The organism is Lentzea atacamensis (genome assembly GCF_003269295.1).
In the GTDB taxonomy this organism is placed as follows: Bacteria; Actinomycetota; Actinomycetes; order Mycobacteriales; family Pseudonocardiaceae; genus Lentzea; species Lentzea atacamensis.
Genome location: NZ_QLTT01000001.1, coordinates 409,379 through 426,684, shown reverse-complemented (window position 1 = coordinate 426,684; position 17,306 = coordinate 409,379). Strand labels below are relative to the sequence as shown.

The following is a 17,306-nucleotide window of genomic DNA, read 5'->3' as shown; positions in this document are numbered from 1 at the left end:
GCCGATCGGGCGTTACATTGACGAGCCTTTCGGCCCTACTCGTTCGGCTCAACGGTGGCACGACGTGACCGTGTGGCCGCGTGCCGTCACCGCAACACGAGTCCTGGCAACCGATAGCGGGTTCGCTGGATCACGCGTGCGGCGGCGTGGACGTGCTCGTCGGAGTCCCAGCTCCAGCCGAACGCGTTGCCGAGCCGGTTGACGATGTTGAAGATCGTGTTGACGTGCAACGCTTCCACGAGGGCCTCGACCGGCACCCCGGCCGCGCGCACCGCCGCCGCGTCGGCCGCGGTGACCCCGCCGCGGTTGAGCAGCGTGATGAAGGTGATCACGGCGGCGAGTTCCGGCCGCACGTCGTGGTGTCCCGCGAGGCGTGCTGTCTCGGTGTGCACCCGCACGCAGAACGGGCACTCGTTGAGCTCGGAGGACACCGCGGCGAGGTGCTCGCGCTCGGCCACCGTCCAGAACGACGGCCCGCGCAGGACTTCCTGGCCGTAGGCGAAGAAGTGCCTGCCGAAGAAACCGGGCCGGTGCATCGCCGTTTTGACGACGTCGTCCACCTCGTGGCCCATGAGCGTGACCACGATCTTCTGGAACCACCGGGCCGCCCGGCCGTGCCCGTGTTCCAGGACCCCGAGCCTCATGACTCCGCCACCGCCCGCAGGCCTGCTTCGAGCCGGTCGAAGGCTGCGCCCACGGCCGCGGCCACGGTGACCTCGAAGATCTCCTCCTCGCCGATCCCGCCGGCTTTCAACACCGCGATGTCCTCTTCGGACACCCGGTAGGAGGCTTCGCGCACGGAGCGGACGTAGCCCGACCACACGCCGGGCGCGGCTCCCGAGGCCGCCGCCCGGCGCAGGTCGCGGTCCGTGGCACCGGGCCCGCCGAGCACCGCCGCACGCAGCGCGGCCAGCCTGCCGCCCGGGTCGTCCATCAGCCGAGTATGCGCTGGCTCCCGTCGTCGCGGTACTGCCAGTCGAACTCCTTCACGGTCGGCCCGGCGCACACCTCCGGCAGCACCTCGTAGGCGCTCTTCTTGTCCGACGCCGCCAGCTTCGCGGCGACCATCCCGCCCACGTACGCCGCGGCAGAGGACGTGCCCACCCAGGACGCGTAGCCCTTGGAGAAGTCCACGTGGGTGGTGCCGTCGAGCATCTTCACGTTGTCGTCTTCGAGGTACGTGCTGACGAACCTCGGGTCCTCCCCGAGATGGACGGCGCAGTTGACCCACGGCAGCTGAGGGCTGTAGCTGGCGCCGGCCACCCCGACGGCGACGACGCGCGGAAGCGCGGCCGGCCATGTTGCCGAGTTGCGCGTGGTGTGGACGTCGGAGGACATGCCCTCGACGATCCCGTGGTTGCCGGCGGCGGCCACGATCATCATGTGCGCGCTCAGCCGTTCCATCGCGCGCTCGACGATCAGCGGCGGGCGGCCGTCGAGGGTGTTGCGGCAGCCGCTGGCCAGCACCATGAGGTCGACCGGATGCTTGTTGTTCAGGAACTCGGCGAGCTTCTTGATCACGTCCCACGCGTAGGCCTTGCCGTCGGAACCCAGCACGTGCCGCGCGACGAGGGTGGCTCTCGGCGCCTGCTCCAGGATGAGGCCCGCCGTGAACACACCGTGCCCGTCCTCGACGGTGCACTCCGTGCCGGGGTCCTTGCCGAACCGGGTGGCGGGGTCGGGGGTCTCGATGTCGAGGCCGGCGAGAGCGGGGTGTTCGTAGATCCTCGTGTCGAGCAGGCCGATCCGCACCCCCTCGCCCGCCTCACGGGTGAAGGTCGGCAGCGAGTCCTCGGCGGGCACCGGGTCCCAGAGGCTCATGCTCTTGGTCTGCGGGTACGCGCCGAAGACGCTCGCCATCCTCCGGTTCTTGCCGATGAGCGGTGACCAGCCGGCGGCACGCCCCGCGAACCGGGCGCGCAGTTCGGCGAGCACGGGGTCGATGTCGGTGAGGGCCGCGCCGCCGAGCTCGAGCTTCAGCAGCGCGAGGTCGAACTCGACGACCTTCTCGGTCTCGGTGACCCAGATCCCGAGGTCGTCGAGCACCGAACCGACGACCTCGATCTCGGTGAGGTCCACGACGAGCGTGTCGGGTGCGGCCTGGTCCTTGTCGTCCTTCTGCACTTCAGCCTCCGCGGGTGAGCTTCCGCCGAACCGATGCCGCCACGCCCGGCGTTTATACCTGGCACATTGGTCATCATGCCGCCCGGATCCGCGTTACAAGCCGCACGTGAGGCGATGCGGCTCGCGGACGTCGACCCGGCGCGGGTGCTCCCGCTGGCCCCGCTCGTGGTCGGGGACGCCTCCGGTGACGCCGCCGCTCAGGCGCTGGCCGAGCAGGCGTGGGGGTACGCGCTGGCCCAGACCGGGCAGGTGTCCGAGGCCGTCACCCACCTGCGCCGTGCGGTCCGGCTCGGGGTGGGGAAGGCGGCCGCCGAGAGCCGGATGAAGCTCGCGTTCGCCCTCGTCCAGCAGGGCCGTGCCGCTTCGGCGTTGCGCGAGGTGGACCTGGCGGTGCCCGTGCTGGGCGCTCGGGCACGGGGCCAGCGGGCGGTGATCCTCTACCACCTCGGCCACCTCGACGACGCGTTCGCCGACTACCAGTCCGCCGAGCGCGCGCTGCGCCGCAGCGGTGACCGGCTCGCCCTGCAGCGCATCCTGGTCAACCGGGGGATCCTGCAGGCGGAGCGCCTCAACTTCGCCGCGGCGGTGAAGGACCTGCTGGAGGCCGAACGGCTGGCACGTGAGCTCGGCCGTGACCTCGTCGTGGGCATCATCGCCGAGAACCTCGGGTTCGTGGAGAGCCGCCGCGGTGACGTCCCGGCCGCCCTGGCACACCTGGACCGCGCAGAGGAGATCATCGCGCACCACGGGGGCCAGCTGGCGCCGGTGCTGGAAGACCGCGCGGAGTTGCTGCTGTCCGTGGGCCTGGTGGGTGAAGCACGCGAGCACGCCTCGCAGGCCATCTCCGCCTTCCGTGCCGAGGGCCGCCAGCTCAAGGTCCCCGAGACGCGTCTGCTGCTCGCCGACGCGGCCCTGCTGGCCTCCGACTGGGCTGCCGCAGGCAAGTACGCCCGCGCCGCGCTCGCCCAGTTCACCCGGCAGGGACGGCACCACCACGCCGCGTTGGCTCGCGCGACGGTGCTGCGTGCCGCGTTGAGCGCAGGGAAGCCGTGCCGCATCAGCGATCCCGACGGGATGATCGCGGCACTGGCCGGCCGCCCTGCCGCCGTGGTGCAGGCGCACATCGACCTGGCTCTGGTCGCGGAACGCCGGAGGCAGGAGGCGCGCGCGGTCTCGCACCTGGGCATCGCGAGCCGCGCACGCAGTGGCGGCCCGGCGACGTTGCGGGCTCGCGGCTGGTACGCCGAAGCCCTTCTGCGTCAACGCACCGGTCCTCGTTCGGCGCTGGCGGCGGCCCGGCGCGGCCTGCGGGTGCTCGACGAGAACCACGCCGCGCTGGGCGCCGGTGATCTTCGTGCGCACTCGGCCCTGCACCGCGCTGACCTGGCCTCGCTGGGTCTGCGCGTCGCCCTGGGCACCGGCAGGGCCGCAGACGTCTTCGAATGGGCGGAACGCGGCCGGGCGAGCCGGTTCCTCCACCGGTCCGTCCGCCCGCCGGACGACCCGGAACTCGCCTCGCTGCTGCCGCAGCTGCGCGCCACGGTCGCGGAACTGGAGCTCGCTCGCGCCGAGGGCCGTCCCGCGGTGAAGCTCGAACACCGGCAGGTGGACCTCGAACGCCGGATCAAGAACCGCAGCCGCCTGCTCCGCGCCACCGCCGGCGGCCCCGCCGAGCCGGTGCGTCCGTCCGAACTGGACCTCGGTGACCGCGTGCTGGTCCAGTTCATCGAGATCGACGGCTGCCTGCTGGCGCTGACGATCGTCGACGGCCGGCTGACGTTGCGCGGGATCGGAACCGTCGCCGAGGTGAGCGGTCTGCTCGAACGCGTTCCGTTCGCCTTGCGGCACCTGGCCAAGCGACCCCGTCCGGACGTCAGGAAACTGTTGCACGCCACGGCCGCGAAGCTGGACGAGCTGCTCCTGCCTCGTGCCGATCGCCCGCTGGTCGTCGTGCCGACCGGTGTGCTCCACGGCGTTCCGTGGTCGACTTTGCCGTCGTGCCGGGGAAAGCCGGTCGTGGTGTCACCCTCGGCAACGCTGTGGCACACCGCGGCGAACCGTCCTGCCCGCGCGAGGACCTTCGCCGTCGCCAGCGGTCCGGGTCTGCCGGGCGCGGAGGAGGAAGCGCGGGCCGTGGCGGACATCCACCAGACCGCCAACCCTCCTGACGCGACGGTCGACGAGGTGTTGAAGATCCTCGGCACGGCCGGGACCGTGCACCTCGCGGCGCACGGCCGGCTCAACCCGGACAACCCGTTGTTCTCGGCGCTGTCGCTGCACGACGGACCGCTGGTCGTCTACGACGTCCAGCGGCTCGACCAGGTCCCGGAAACCGTGATCATGGCCGCGTGCGACGTCGGCCGCTCTGTGGTGGTGGCGGGCAACGAACTTCTGGGCCTGGCCGCGACGTTCCTCGAACGCGGTGCCTCGCAGCTGATCGCCTCGGTCGTCCCGGTCCCGGACGCCGCGACCAAGGAGCTGATGATCGCGGTGCACCGCCGGTTGCGCGACAACCTGCCCCCGGCGCGGGCGCTCGCCGAGGCCCAGGAGGAACTCGGCGAGCCCAACGGGTTCGTCTGCGTCGGGGCCTAGGTCTTCTTGGCAGGCAGGGATTTCATGTGACCGTGCTTCGTGAGGGGGCGCTGCTTCGCCCCACGCACGCCGGCTCGGTTCGCGTGCCGGAGGTGACGGATGATGAGCGGCCGTCCGGCGGAGTGCTTCGCGGGTGATCAAGTCGATAGAGTGCGCCGCTGTGACCTGGCTTCGTGCAGTGCTGGCAGGCTTGATCCTCGCCGCCGGTGTGTCTCCCGCTTCCGCCGACACCGCGGTGGGTCTGCACGTCGACGGCGCGCGGGTCGTCGAGGCGAACGGCGCCGCGTTCGTGATGCGCGGCGTGAACCACCCGCACGTGTGGTTCCCGGACCGGACCGGCTCGTTCGCGGACATCAAGTCCTTCGGTGCCAACACCGTCCGGGTCGTGCTGGGCAGCGGGCAGCGGTGGGGACCGACGTCGGCCGCCGACGTCAGCGAGGTCGTCTCGCTGTGCAAGCGGTCGCGGCTGATCTGCGTGCTGGAAGCCCACGACACCACGGGGTACGGCGACCAGCTCGGCGCCGCGAGCCTCGACCAGGCCGCCACCTGGTGGATCGGGGTGGCCGCGGCGCTGCGGGGCCAGGAGGCCCACGTCGTGATCAACCTGGGCAACGAGCCGTTCGGCAACAACCTGCTGGTGAGCCCGTTCTGGGCGAGCGCGACGAGCAAGGCGATCAGCCGGCTGCGCGCGGCGGGGCTGCGGCACCTGCTGATGGCGGACGCGCCGATGTGGGGGCAGGACTGGGCGCACATCATGCGCAACGACGCGGCCTCGGTCCTCAAGGCGGATCCGTTGCACAACACGGTCTTCTCGGTCCACATGTACGGCCTCTACAACACCCCCGCGAAGGTCGGTGCCTACTTCGACGCGTTCCGGGCCGCCGCGCTCCCGCTCGTGGTGGGGGAGTTCGGGGACAAGCACTCGGACGGTGACCCGGACGAGAACGCGATCATGGCCCAGGCCCAGGAACGCGGCCTCGGCTACCTCGGCTGGTCGTGGAGCGGCAACAGCGGCGGCGTCGAGTACCTCGACCTCGTCACCTCGTTCGATCCGGCCCGTCTCACGCCGTGGGGTGAGCGGTTCCTCAACGGCCCCAACGGGATCCGGCAGACCTCGAAGGAAGCCACCGTCTACAGCAGCCGGTAGGCGCACTCCTGTCGCGACGGTTTCCGGCATGCTGGTTCTCGTGATCCATGTTCTCGGGGACGGACCGGCGGACGGGCCTCCCGTCGTGCTCACCTCGGGGCTCGCGGGCGCGCTCACCGACTGGGACCCGTTGACCAGGCTGCTGGCACCGTCGATGCGGGTGCTGCGGTTCGATCGGCCGGGGTACGGGGCGAGCGCACCGTCGCCGGAGGCACCGTCGGCGCGGCGGGAGGTGGCCGTGCTGGACGAGGTGCTGGACATCGCGGGGGCTCCGGTCGTGCTGGTCGGGCACTCGCTCGCCGGCTTGCACGTGGAGGCCTGCGTGCGGCTGCGGCCTTCGCGCGTGTGCGGTGCGGTGCTCGTGGACCCGAGTCTCGCGCCACCGGGGATCGGCCGACCGTTCGATCCGGGGGCGGTGCTCGCCACCGCCGTCGCCCGGCTCGGACTGGCCGATCTGGCGGCGCGGTGCGTGAGTCCGTTGCTGCGGCTGGCCGGCCGGCCACCGGCGCGCGCCGCCGCGGTGGCGGAGCTGGCAGGCTATGCGGATCTGGTGTCCGAAGTGGACGGATTGCGTGGTGTGCACCCGTTGCCCGATGTGCCGTGGTGGGTGCTCACGGCGGGAGAGGCGCTGGGTGGTCCGCGTTCGGCACGCCGCATCCTCGCTGCCCACGAGGCGATGGTTGCTCTCGCACCACGTGGGGTGCATCGCATCGTGCCGGGTTCGGGGCATCTGATGCAGCTGGATCGTCCGGACGCGGTGGCGGAGGCCGTGCTGAGGATCAGGACGGGTCGGTGAGACTGGAACCGTCGTCCTGGTTCGCGGGGGCCTGATCGAGGGCGGCGTCCGGTGTGCGTTCCACTCCGTGGCCGGGCTGGAACGTGAGAGCGAGGTCGATGGCGAGGTTCGGTTCGCGGTCCTGATGGTCCACGGTGGACTCCTTTCTCACCACCGTGTTCGGCACGCGGCACCACCCGCGAACACCGGTGACCCGGCCCCGACAGCCCGCCGACCGGCTGCCCGGGACCAGCCGGTCGGCGGGTGTCAGCCGCGGAGCACGTCGAGCGTGAGGAGCGCGACGTGCAGTTCGGTGCGGTGCTCGCCCAGCTCGAGGTCGCGGTCGAGCAGCCGTTCCAGCGCGTGCAAGCGGTCGTACAGCGTCTGGCGGGAGATGCCGCCGCGGCGTGCGGCGATGGTCTTGTTGCCGGCGGCGTCGAGGTAGTGGCGCAGGGTGGGCAGCAGTTCGGTGCCGTTGCGGGCGTCGTGCTCGACCAGCCGGCCGATCTGCCGTTCGACGTAGTCCTGTACGCGGACGTCGTCGCGCAGGGTGTGCAGCAGGTGCCGCAGGCCGATGTCGGACAGCCGGTGGAAGAGCAGGTCGGAGCCGGGAAGAACCGCTTCGGCCACTCGCCCTGCCTCACGGAACGAGCGCGCGACGTGGGTGAGGTCGCCGACCTCGCACCCGACGCTCACCACCGCGCCGGCGTCCTCCTCCCGTGCGGTGCGGCTCAGCTGTTCCACTGTGGACTGCCAGGGCTGACCCTTGCGCAGGAACAGCAGCACGCCGACACGCCGTTCGGTGAGCGTGCCCACCAGAGCGGTCCGCTCCAGCGTCCGCGACAGCAGGGTTTCCACCTCTCCAGCGCTGCGCGGAACGTCGACCAGCACGGCGAGGAACGAGGCGTCGGTGACGGGCAGGCCGAGAGCGGCGGCGCGGGCTCGCGCCTCGCCGGGGGAGCGGTAGCGCTGTTCGGCGATGTCGTGCAGCACCGTGCGGTGCGCCCGGCGTTCCCACGCGGTGGAGTGGATGAGCCGGGCGATCGTCAGCGTCATGGCGGCTCGTTCGAGAACGGTGACGTCCTCGGCGCTGAAGGACCTGGTGTCCGGCAGCATGACGACACGGCCCCAGCGCTCGCCCTGGAACTCGACCGGCGTGGTCAGCCAGCCCTCCTCGCCGAGCACCTCCGTGTGGTCCACGACGGGAGTGGCCCGCGACCGCCGTTCCCAGTGCGCCAGTGCGGTCTCCGCGTCGGTTCCGGCGGGTTCGCAGATGACCGCCTGGTGGGCGAGGTTCTCCAGCACGACGGTGCGGCGGCTCATCTCGACCGCCGTCCGCACCACCTCCTCCGGTCCCGCGCCGCGCAGCGTCAGCGTCGTGAAGGCCTCGTGGATCTGCTGGGTCCGGCGCAGCACCTCGGTCTGGTTGCCCAGGATCAGCGTGTGGACGACCTGCGTGACCTCCAGGAAGTTCACGTCCCTCGCCAGCGTGACCAGCGGCAGTCCGCGGGCGCGGCAGGCGCGGATCAGCGGTTCCGGCGCGCGGTGGAACCGGCGGACCAGCTCCAGGACCAGCGCGGCGGCGCCGACGTCCGCGAGCTCGTCGACGTAGCGGCGCACCAGGGAGGCGTCACCGGGCAGCGGCACACCGGTCGTGAGGACCAGCTCGCCGCCCTTGAGGAACGACGCCGGGTCGGTCAGCTCGGTGATGTGCACCCAGCGCACCAGCCGGTCGAGGTTCTGCTCGCCGGCCACGACCTCGGGCCGGCCTGAGGCCAGCACGGGCAGGGCCAGCACGTCGGCCACGGTGAGACCTTGCTTCTGGGGCACGGCGCCACTTTGACAAGCGGTCCTCACCTGCGCAAGCGCGGATCCGGACGCCTCGGGAGGGCTCCGGACGGCGAGGCCGGTCGGCCGCGGTTGACAAAACGTCCAAACAACGGCCCTCAGCCGGACAGAACACGCGTTGTCGGCGTGCGTCGCTGCGGCAACGCTCAGGTGACCGCACGAAGAACACGACCACTCCGCCCGGGAGATGACCATGACCGCTCTGTCACCGCACCTGCGCCAAGCCACCCCCGTCGTCGCGGTCCGCGGTGAGGGCGTGCACCTGTACGGGGAAGACGGCCGGCGGTACCTCGACTTCACCGCGGGCATCGGCGTCACCAGCACCGGGCACTGCCACCCCAAGGTGGTGGCCGCGGCCCAGGAGCAGGTCGCGACGCTGATCCACGGCCAGTACACGACGGTCATGCACCAGCCGCTGCGCCGGCTGGTCGACAAGCTGGGCGAGGTGCTGCCGCAGGGCCTCGACAGCCTGTTCTTCGTCAACTCCGGCAGCGAGGCCGTGGAGGCGGCGATGCGGCTCGCGCGGCAGGCCACCGGCAGGCCGAACATCCTCGTCTGCCACGGCGGCTTCCACGGCCGCACCGTCGCCGCCGCCTCCATGACGACCTCCGGCACGCGGTTCCGCTCGGGCTTCTCCCCGTTGATGAGCGGTGTGGTGGTCACGCCGTTCCCGACGGCCTACCGCTACGGCTGGGACGAGGAGACCGCGACGCGGTTCGCCCTGCAGGAGCTGGACTACGTGCTGCAGACGATCTCCTCGCCCGCCGACACCGCGGCGCTCATCGTCGAGCCGGTGCTGGGCGAGGGCGGCTACGTGCCCGCTCCCCGCGCGTTCCTGGAGGGCCTGCGTGAGCGCGCCGACCGGCACGGCTTCCTGCTGATCCTCGACGAGGTGCAGACCGGCGTCGGGCGCACGGGCCGGTTCTGGGGTCACGAGCACTCCGGCGTCACGCCGGACATCCTCGTCACCGCCAAGGGCCTGGCCAGCGGCTTCACCCTGTCCGGCATCGCGGCGGGCGAGGAGCTGATGAGCAAGGCGTGGCCGGGCTCGCAGGGCGGCACCTACGGCGCGAACGCCGTGGCGTGCGCGGCCGCCGTCGCCACGCTGGAGGTCGTCGAGGAGGAGAAGCTCGTGCAGAACGCCGAGCTGATGGGCGCGCGGCTGCGGGCGGGCCTGGAAGCGGTCGCCGCCAGGACACCGGCGATCGGCGACGTGCGGGGCGCGGGCCTGATGCTCGCGACCGAGTTCGTCAACGAGGACGGCAGCCCCGACCCGGAGACCGCCGGCCGGGTTCAGCGCGCCGCCGTGGACCAGGGCCTGCTCCTGCTGCTGTGCGGCGCGTGGAACCAGGTCGTGCGGATGATCCCTGCCCTCGTGATCGACGAGTACGCCGTCGACGAAGGGCTGCGGGCCTGGTCCGCCGCCGTGGAAGCGGGAGTGTCGGCTCGATGACAGCCGACCCGCTGGTGCGACTGCTCGCCAAGACCGCCCCCGGAATGCGGGTGGAGGCGAAGGCCGGAGGAACTGCGCCCTACGCCTACGACGCCTCCAACTACCGGGTGGCGCCTCGCGCCGTGGCCTTCCCCCGTTCTCCAGAGGAGGTGTCCGCGGCGCTGCGGGCCTGCAAGGAGCTCGGTGTGTCGGTCACGGCGCGAGGTGGCGGCACGAGCATGGCGGGCAACGCCGTCGGGCCGGGCCTCGTGCTCGACTTCTCCCGCGGCATGAACCGGATCCTCAGCATCGACCAGGAGAACCGCACCGCTCGGGTCGAGGCCGGGGTCGTGCTGGACGACCTGTGCGATGCGGTCGCACCGCACGGCCTCACGTTCGGCCCGGACCCGTCGTCACACAGTCGCTGCACGATCGGCGGCATGATCGGCAACGACGCGTGCGGCAACCGGTCCGTGCGGCACGGGCGCACCAGCGGTCACGTGGAGGCGCTGGAGATCATCACCATCGACGGTCTGCACGCGATCGCGGACCACACCGGACTGCGTCCCGCCGACCCCGCGGACTACGGCGCGGTCGCCGAGCTGGAGGCGGCACTGCGGCGGTTGATCGGCGACCACCTGGCGCCGATCCGCACCGAACTGGGCCGCATCCCGCGCCAGGTCTCCGGTTACCAGCTGCACCACCTCCTGCCGGAGAACGGGTTCGACCTGGCCCGCGCCCTGGTCGGCACCGAGGGCACGTGCGCGGTCGTCGTGGCGGCGACCGTCCGGCTCGTGACGACGTCGCCCGTGGTGACGTTGCTGGCCCTGGGCTACGACGACGTCGTGGACGCCGCCGAGGACGTGCCGGAGATCCTGCGCTGGAACCCGACCGCGGTCGAGGGCATGGACGCGGCGATCGTCGCCACGATGCGCGCCCGCCGCGGCCCCGGCTCGGTCACCGGCCTGCCGGACGGGAGCGCCTGGCTGTACGTCGAGCTGGACGGCGACGACGAGGCAGATGTCGCCGTCCGCGCCGGGGAGTTGCTCGACACGTTGAAGGCCCGCGGCCGCATGGTCGACGGCCGGGTGGCCGACAGCGAGGAGCGGCGTTCGCTGTGGCGGGTGCGCGAGGACGGGGCGGGCCTCGCCGCCCGGCTGGTCGACGGCGGCGAGTCGTGGCCGGGCTGGGAGGACGCGGCGGTCGCGCCCGAGAACCTGGCGGGCTACCTGCGCGACTTCCGCGCGCTGCTGGCCGCGCACCGGCTCACCGGAGTCCTCTACGGACACTTCGGTGCCGGGTGCGTGCACGTGCGCATCGACTTCGGCCTCGGCAGCGAGGAGGGCAGGGACGCCACCCGCCGGTTCCTGCACGAGGCGGCCGAGGTCGTCGTCCGCCACGGCGGCACGCTCTCCGGCGAGCACGGTGACGGACGGGCGCGCAGCGAACTGCTGGAGGTCATGTACAGCCCGGCGATCATCGGGGCGTTCGAGGCTTTCAAGCGGGTGTTCGACCCGGACGGCCTGCTGAACCCCGGCGTGATCGTGGCACCTGCGGCGGTCGATGCCGATCTCGCGCTGGACGTCCCGCAGCCGCAGGGACGCACGACGCTCTTCACGTTCCCCCACGACGAGGACGGCTTCGCGGGCGCGGTCCGGCGCTGCGTCGGTGTCGGCCGCTGTCGTGGCAGCTCCGGCGGCGTGATGTGCCCGAGCTACCGCGCGACGGGGGAGGAGAACCACTCCACCCGCGGCCGTGCGCGGATGCTGCAGGAGATGCTGCGCGGCGACGTCGTCCGGGACGGCTGGCGCTCCACCGAGGTCAAGGACGCGCTGGACCTCTGCCTGTCGTGCAAGGCCTGTTCCAGCGACTGCCCCACCGGGGTGGACATGGCCACCTACAAGGCCGAGTTCCTGCACCAGCACCACCGCGGCCGGATCCGGCCGCGCTCGCACTACTCACTGGGATGGCTGCCCGCGACCTCCAAGCTCGCCGGCCACGTCGCACGGCCGCTGAACGCGGTCCTGCGCGGCCCGCTGGGCAAGGTGGCCGCGTGGCTCGGTGGTGTCACCACCCGCCGGGCCATCCCTTCCTTCGCGTCCCGCCGTGCGCTGCGTTCAGTTCTGCGCACGGCGGTCGACAGACCGGCCGCGTTGCTGTTCGTGGACAGCTTCACGCGCGCCTTCCGTCCCCAGGTCGCCGGTGCTGCTGCCCGTGTGCTCGGTGCGGCGGGGGTGCCCTGCACACCGAGCAGCGGACTGTGCTGCGGCCTCACGTGGGTCAGCACCGGTCAGCTGTCGGTGGCGCGCCGGGTGATGGCCCGCACCGTCACCCGGCTCGACCGCGGCCCGCACCGCGACCTGCCGATCGTCGTCGCCGAACCGAGCTGCGCGGCGGCGCTGAAGCGGGACGTGCCCGACCTGCTGGACACCGACGCCGCCCGCCGCGTGGCGGCGCGGGTCCACACGCTCACGGCCGCGTTGACGGATCTGCCCACTTCGGACTGGAAGCCGGTCGTGCCGGACTCCGTGGTGCTGCAGACGCACTGCCACGAGTACGCCACGTTCGGCGGCCGGCGCCCGCGCGACCTGCTGCGCCGGCTCGGCGTGCGCACCGTGACCGAGGCGGAGGGCTGCTGCGGGCTCGCGGGCAACTTCGGCTTCGAGGCGGAGCACTACGACACCTCGATGGCCGTGGCGGACCTCGCCCTGCGGCCGCGACTGGAAGAAAACCCCGATGCCGTCGTCGTGGCGGACGGCTTCAGCTGCGCCACCCAGGTCGACCACCTCGCGGGCGGTCGGGGCGTGCGCGCCGTGCACCTGGCAGAGCTGCTCGACCCAGGAGGAGACCCGTGATGGAAGTTCCGAAGCAGTTGTTCATCGGCGGCACGTGGGTGGACGCCGCGGACGGCGCCACGATGCCCGTCGACAACCCGGCGACCGGCGAGGTCGTCTGCCACGTCGCCGACGCGGGAGCCAAGGACGCGCAGCTCGCCGTGGACGCCGCGGTGCGCGTGCAGGAGGAGTGGGCCGCCACCGCGCCGAGGGCGCGCAGCGAGATCCTGCGCCGCGCCTACGACATCATCGTCTCGCGCACCGACGAGCTCGCGTTGCTGATGACCACGGAGATGGGCAAGCCACTGTCGGAGGCCAGGGGCGAGGTCGCGTACGCGGCGGAGTTCTTCCGCTGGTTCTCCGAGGAGGCCGTGCGGATCGAGGGCGGGTTCGGCACCCTGCCGGACGGCCGCAACCGGATGCTGCTGATGCGCCGCCCGGTCGGGCCGTGCCTGCTGATCACGCCGTGGAACTTCCCGCTGGCCATGGGCACCCGCAAGATCGGCCCGGCGATCGCGGCCGGCTGCACGATGGTGCTCAAGCCCGCGCCGCAGACGCCGTTGTCCAGCCTCGTGCTGGCGGAGATCCTGCGCGAGGCAGGGCTGCCAGACGGCGTGCTGAACGTCGTCACGACGTCCAAGCCGGGGGAGGTCGTCGAGCCGCTGCTGCGCGGCGGCCGCATCCGCAAGCTGTCCTTCACCGGGTCCACCCAGGTCGGCAAGCTCCTGCTGGAGCAGTCCGCCGAGCAGGTCGTGCGCACGTCGATGGAGCTGGGCGGCAACGCGCCGTTCATCGTGTTCGACGACGCCGATCTGGACAAGGCCGTCGACGGCGCGATGGTCGCCAAGATGCGCAACATGGGTGAGGCCTGCACGGCGGCCAACCGGTTCTTCGTGCACCGCGACGTCGCGGAGGAGTTCGCCGTGCGGCTTGCCGCCCGCATGAGCGCGCTCACCGTCGGACCCGGTACCGAACCCGGAGTCGACGTCGGTCCGTTGATCGACCAGAACGGACGCCGCAAGGTGGAGCGCCTGGTCGAGGACGCCGTCCAGCGCGGCGCGCGCGTGCTCGCCGGCGGCAGGACGCCCACCGGTCCCGGCAGCTTCTACCCTCCGACCGTGCTGAGCCGGGTGTCACCGGACAGCGACCTGATGGGGACCGAGATCTTCGGCCCGGTCGCGGCGATCCTGACGTTCGACGACGAGGACGAGGTCGTGCGCCAGGCCAACGACACCGAGTGGGGACTCGTCGGCTACGTCTTCACCGAGTCGCTCGACCGGGCGCTGCGCGTGAGCGAACGGCTGGAGGCGGGCATGGTCGGCCTCAACACCGGGCTCGTCTCCAACCCCGCCGCGCCGTTCGGTGGCGTGAAGCAGTCCGGGCTGGGCCGCGAGGGCGGCCGCGTGGGCATCGACGAGTTCCTGGACTACAAGTACGTGGCGGTGCCGGTGTCGTGAGTGGTTTCCGTTGCCATGGCGACGGAAACCACTCACGACCTCAGGAACCCAGTCTGCGGTTGGAGATCTCCTTGGCGGTGTCCGCGACCATCCGGCCCAGCTCTGGCAGCCGGTCCGGCTCGAAGCGGGAGTCCGGCATGGAGATCGCCACCGCCGCCAGCGGGGTGCCGTCCTCATCCAGGATCGCTGAGGCGATCGCGCAGACGCCGGGCCGGAACTGGTTGCGGTTGAGCGCGTAGCCGTTCGCCCGTGCCTGCTCCAGCTCTGCCTTGAGCTGCTCCGGATCGGTGATGGTGGCCTCGCCGTAGCTCTCCAGCCGCCGGGCCAGTACTTCGTCCACATCGGACTTGCCCGTGTTGGACAGTATTGCCCGCCCTGTCGCCGTGGCGTGCAGCGGAGAGATGTCACCGATCTCGTGGAACGTGCGCACGGCGTGTGACGAGTCGACGCGGTCGACCACCACCATGCAGTCCAGCGCGTCGGGTACAGACAGGTGGATGGTCTCGTTGACCTTGTCCCGCAACCGGATCATCGGGTCGCGGGCAGCCGCGAACAGGCTGGAACCCTGCAGGGCCGCCGGCCGCACCGCGAGCACGCGCGCACCGATCTCCCAACGCGTCGTGTCCTTGCGGTTCGCGCGCAACCAGCCCGCCTCGTGCAGTGTGACGAGCGTGCGCTGAACAGTCGACTTGGGCAGCCCGAAGAGCTTGGTCAGTTCTCCCACCGTGACCGGCTGGTGATGCGCAACCGCCTCCAGGATGCGCAGCGACCTGGTCACGCTTTTCATCTCCACACGTTACCCCCGGTTAATCCTCTGCTCTGCCATGAGACACCTCTTGACCGCGCCTTGTACGGGGTGTCATTCTCGTGCCAGATTCTAGCACAGCATGCCACATTGTGGCACAGCTCAGTGGAACATCACCCCTCGGACACGTCAGCTTCACCGTCCGGTGAGCCGAAAGGAAGTCCAAGTGCCTGCCAGCAAGCGTGTCGCCGTCGTCGGCGTCGGAACGATGGGCAGTCAGGTCGCCTGGCGCCTCGCGGCCCGCGGGGCCGAGGTCGTCGGGTACGACCGGTTCGCCCCCGGCCACGACCGCAGTGCCGCCGGTGGCGAGACGCGGATCTTCCGCAGCGCCCACTTCGAGGACTCCCGCTACGTCCCGCTGCTCAAGCACGCCGACGCGCTGTGGGGCGAGCTCCAGCGGGAGACCGGGCGAGAGCTGCGCCGCCTGACCGGCTGCCTGCTCATGGGGCCGACCTCGCACCAGCAGATGGCCACCGTCCTGCAGTCCATCGCCGAGCACGGCCTCGACCACGAGGTTCTCGACGCGGACCTGCTCGCGCGGCGCTTTCCGCAGTACCGGATCGAGGACGGCGACGCGGCGGTGCTCGACCGGCACGCGGGCTTCATCCGGCCGGAGCTGACCGTCCAGAGCGCCGCACGCCGCGCGGAGGAGCTGGGTGCCCGGATCCACCGGTACACGCCGGTCCGCGAGATCACCAAGACGGGCGGCGGCGTGACGGTCCGCACCGACGAGGGCAGCGAGCACTTCGACGCCGTCGTGGTCACGGTCGGCCCGTGGGTCAACGACCTGCTGCCCGACCTGCCCTGGGAGGTGGAGATCCGCCGGCTGGTCAGCGCCTGGTACGTGCCCACCACCGGCGCGTGGTTCGGGGACGAGCGCCCGGCGTTCATCCGCACCGCGCCGACCCACTGCTACGGCCTGCCGTCGCCCGACGGCGTCTCGGTCAAGCTCGGCCTGTCCAGGACCCTGCACCGGCTGGTGGACGACCCGAACCGTCTCGACAGGACGGTGCAACCGTCCGAACTGGACATCTTCCACGAGCTGATCGGCCGGTACCTGCCCGATCTGCACCCGAACCCCGTCCGGCTGTCCGTGTTCATGGAGGGCTACACCGAGAGCAGCCGCCCTCTGGTGGGCCCGTTGCCCGGCAACGAGAACGTCGTGCTGCTCGCCGGTTTCTCCGGACACGGCTTCAAGCTCTCGCCCGCCATGGGCGACATCGCCGCGGACCTCGCCCTCGACGGCACGTCGGCCCAGCCCATCGACTTCATCTCGACCACGAACCGCACGGAGGCGTGACGCAGCCATGACCAGCGACACCGCTACCACCCTCACCGTCGGCGCGCTGAGCGCCGGGCCGGGGACCAAGGTGCGCGGCAGCGTGCGCGCCGAGCTGGGCACGCTCACCACGGACGTCCCCGTGGCCCTGATCAACGGCAGCAGGCCGGGCCCGCGCGTGGTGATCACCGCCGGCGTGCACGGCGGTGAGTTCACCGGCATCGACGCGCTCCACCGGCTCGCTGGTCGCCTCGACCCGGAGCAGGTGCGCGGGCAGGTGCTGCTCTGCCTCGTCGCCAACCCTCCCGCCGTCTACAACGGACGGCTCGGCACGTCCCCGCTCGACGGGATCAACATCAACCGCGTCTTCCCCGGCGATCCCGAGGGCAGCCCGACCGAGCGGCTGGCGGCGTGGCTCTTCGAGAACATCATCGAGGGCGCCGACGCGTTCGTCGACCTGCACGCCGGCCGCATCGACGAGTTCCTGCGCAACTTCGTCGGCTACCGCCTCACCGGCGACCAGGAGCTCGACGCGAAGACCGCCACCATGGCCTCCGTCGTCGGCCACGAGGACGTCATCCTCGGCCTGAACCCCGACGGCGGGAACAGCCACGCCGCGGCGGCCAGGCTCGGCATCCCCGCCATCCTCGTGGAGACCGGCCAGCTCGGTGAACGTGATCCGCAGGCGGCCGAACGCGTCGTCGCCGCGCTGCTGAGGGTCATCGACTTCCTCAACGGCGACGACGTCGAATCGCGTCCGGTCACCGAATGGGTCTGGGCCGCCTTCCTGGCCTCCGAGGCCATCGGCCTGTGGTACCCGGAGTTCGTGCCGGGCACGGACGTGACCGAGGGTCAGGTCATCGGACGCGTCGTCGACCCGGCCGACGGCCGCGAACACGAGGTTCTGGCTCCCGCCACCGGACGCGTCTTCTACGGCATGCGCGGCCTCACCGTTCTTCCCGGCACCGACCTCGCCGCGATCGCGGCACCCCGATAGTCCCCGCCCCGAAAGC

General features: G+C 71.6%; 14 protein-coding genes. 8 read left to right on the top strand and 6 right to left on the bottom strand.

Annotated elements, in window-relative coordinates; all coding sequences use genetic code 11:
- Positions 1–86: 86 nt before the first annotated feature.
- From C8D87_RS02245 to C8D87_RS02235, 3 genes are read right to left on the bottom strand one after another with little or no spacing between them, the layout of a single operon-like run.
- A complete protein-coding gene (locus tag C8D87_RS02245; protein WP_112225350.1) occupies positions 87–644 on the bottom strand; it encodes a carboxymuconolactone decarboxylase family protein in 558 nt (185 codons plus the stop codon).
- Entirely contained in the window at positions 641–934 is a 294-nt protein-coding gene (locus C8D87_RS02240; protein WP_109636751.1) for a hypothetical protein, read from the bottom strand. The genes C8D87_RS02245 and C8D87_RS02240 overlap by 4 nt, the downstream gene beginning before the upstream one ends.
- A complete protein-coding gene (locus C8D87_RS02235) occupies positions 934–2,124 on the bottom strand; it encodes a S8/S53 family peptidase (RefSeq protein ID WP_112225349.1) in 1,191 nt (396 codons plus the stop codon). Before C8D87_RS02235 ends, C8D87_RS02240 begins: the two co-directional genes overlap by 1 nt.
- A 75-nt stretch (positions 2,125–2,199) precedes the next feature.
- Between C8D87_RS02235 and C8D87_RS02230 the strand changes: the two genes are divergently transcribed.
- The 3 genes from C8D87_RS02230 to C8D87_RS02220 all read left to right on the top strand — a co-directional run bounded on the left by C8D87_RS02230 (position 2,200) and on the right by C8D87_RS02220 (position 6,659).
- Positions 2,200–4,716, top strand: a complete 2,517-nt coding sequence (locus C8D87_RS02230; protein ID WP_146771602.1) for a CHAT domain-containing protein — start codon at positions 2,200–2,202, stop codon at positions 4,714–4,716.
- Positions 4,717–4,876: 160 nt separating this feature from the next.
- A complete protein-coding gene (locus C8D87_RS02225) occupies positions 4,877–5,863 on the top strand; it encodes a glycoside hydrolase family 5 protein (RefSeq protein ID WP_233441861.1) in 987 nt (328 codons plus the stop codon).
- A gap of 28 nt (positions 5,864–5,891) precedes the next feature.
- Positions 5,892–6,659 carry an alpha/beta fold hydrolase gene (locus C8D87_RS02220; protein ID WP_112225347.1) on the top strand — a complete coding sequence of 256 codons (768 nt, stop codon included), beginning with the start codon at positions 5,892–5,894 and terminating at the stop codon, positions 6,657–6,659.
- Here C8D87_RS02220 and C8D87_RS45615 read toward each other — a convergent pair.
- Together C8D87_RS45615 and C8D87_RS02210 are read right to left on the bottom strand one after the other, a co-directional pair.
- Positions 6,643–6,792, bottom strand: a complete 150-nt coding sequence (locus C8D87_RS45615; RefSeq protein ID WP_170166288.1) for a hypothetical protein — start codon at positions 6,790–6,792, stop codon at positions 6,643–6,645. The genes C8D87_RS02220 and C8D87_RS45615 overlap by 17 nt on opposite strands.
- A 113-nt stretch (positions 6,793–6,905) precedes the next feature.
- The gene (locus C8D87_RS02210) at positions 6,906–8,468 is read right to left on the bottom strand and encodes a PucR family transcriptional regulator (protein ID WP_233441860.1); all 1,563 of its coding nucleotides are present in this window, start codon (positions 8,466–8,468) and stop codon (positions 6,906–6,908) included.
- Positions 8,469–8,679: 211 nt separating this feature from the next.
- Between C8D87_RS02210 and C8D87_RS02205 the strand changes: the two genes are divergently transcribed.
- The 3 genes from C8D87_RS02205 to C8D87_RS02195 are packed head-to-tail and all read left to right on the top strand — an operon-like array spanning position 8,680 to position 14,209.
- The gene (locus C8D87_RS02205; RefSeq protein ID WP_112225344.1) at positions 8,680–9,939 is read left to right on the top strand and encodes an aspartate aminotransferase family protein; all 1,260 of its coding nucleotides are present in this window, start codon (positions 8,680–8,682) and stop codon (positions 9,937–9,939) included.
- The gene (locus tag C8D87_RS02200) at positions 9,936–12,773 is read left to right on the top strand and encodes an FAD-binding and (Fe-S)-binding domain-containing protein (protein WP_112225343.1); all 2,838 of its coding nucleotides are present in this window, start codon (positions 9,936–9,938) and stop codon (positions 12,771–12,773) included. The genes C8D87_RS02205 and C8D87_RS02200 overlap by 4 nt, the downstream gene beginning before the upstream one ends.
- Positions 12,773–14,209, top strand: coding sequence for an NAD-dependent succinate-semialdehyde dehydrogenase (locus C8D87_RS02195; protein WP_215732136.1), 1,437 nt, complete (start codon positions 12,773–12,775; stop codon positions 14,207–14,209). The genes C8D87_RS02200 and C8D87_RS02195 overlap by 1 nt, the downstream gene beginning before the upstream one ends.
- Positions 14,210–14,249: 40 nt before the next feature.
- Here the strand turns inward: C8D87_RS02195 and C8D87_RS02190 are convergent, their stop codons facing one another.
- Positions 14,250–14,996: an IclR family transcriptional regulator gene (locus C8D87_RS02190; protein ID WP_112226217.1), complete on the bottom strand. Its 747-nt coding sequence runs from the start codon at positions 14,994–14,996 to the stop codon at positions 14,250–14,252.
- Positions 14,997–15,180: 184 nt separating this feature from the next.
- On the opposite strand from C8D87_RS02190, the gene solA reads away from it, so the two are divergent.
- The gene (gene solA, locus C8D87_RS02185; RefSeq protein ID WP_211337339.1) at positions 15,181–16,314 is read left to right on the top strand and encodes an N-methyl-L-tryptophan oxidase; all 1,134 of its coding nucleotides are present in this window, start codon (positions 15,181–15,183) and stop codon (positions 16,312–16,314) included.
- A gap of 7 nt (positions 16,315–16,321) precedes the next feature.
- The gene (locus C8D87_RS02180; protein ID WP_112225340.1) at positions 16,322–17,290 is read left to right on the top strand and encodes a M14 family metallopeptidase; all 969 of its coding nucleotides are present in this window, start codon (positions 16,322–16,324) and stop codon (positions 17,288–17,290) included.
- The last annotated feature ends 16 nt before the right edge of the window (positions 17,291–17,306 follow it).

What these genes read in the sequence shown, in the direction of transcription:
- C8D87_RS02245 (WP_112225350.1), bottom strand. Translation starts at nt 644, where the DNA reads ATGAGGCTCGGGGTCCTGGAACACGGGCACGGCCGGGCGGCCCGGTGG.
- C8D87_RS02240 (WP_109636751.1), bottom strand. Translation starts at nt 934, where the DNA reads ATGGACGACCCGGGCGGCAGGCTGGCCGCGCTGCGTGCGGCGGTGCTC.
- C8D87_RS02230 (WP_146771602.1), top strand. Translation starts at nt 2,200, where the DNA reads ATGCCGCCCGGATCCGCGTTACAAGCCGCACGTGAGGCGATGCGGCTC.
- C8D87_RS02220 (WP_112225347.1), top strand. Translation starts at nt 5,892, where the DNA reads ATGCTGGTTCTCGTGATCCATGTTCTCGGGGACGGACCGGCGGACGGG.
- C8D87_RS02205 (WP_112225344.1), top strand. Translation starts at nt 8,680, where the DNA reads ATGACCGCTCTGTCACCGCACCTGCGCCAAGCCACCCCCGTCGTCGCG.
- C8D87_RS02200 (WP_112225343.1), top strand. Translation starts at nt 9,936, where the DNA reads ATGACAGCCGACCCGCTGGTGCGACTGCTCGCCAAGACCGCCCCCGGA.
- C8D87_RS02195 (WP_215732136.1), top strand. Translation starts at nt 12,773, where the DNA reads ATGGAAGTTCCGAAGCAGTTGTTCATCGGCGGCACGTGGGTGGACGCC.
- C8D87_RS02190 (WP_112226217.1), bottom strand. Translation starts at nt 14,996, where the DNA reads ATGAAAAGCGTGACCAGGTCGCTGCGCATCCTGGAGGCGGTTGCGCAT.
- C8D87_RS02180 (WP_112225340.1), top strand. Translation starts at nt 16,322, where the DNA reads ATGACCAGCGACACCGCTACCACCCTCACCGTCGGCGCGCTGAGCGCC.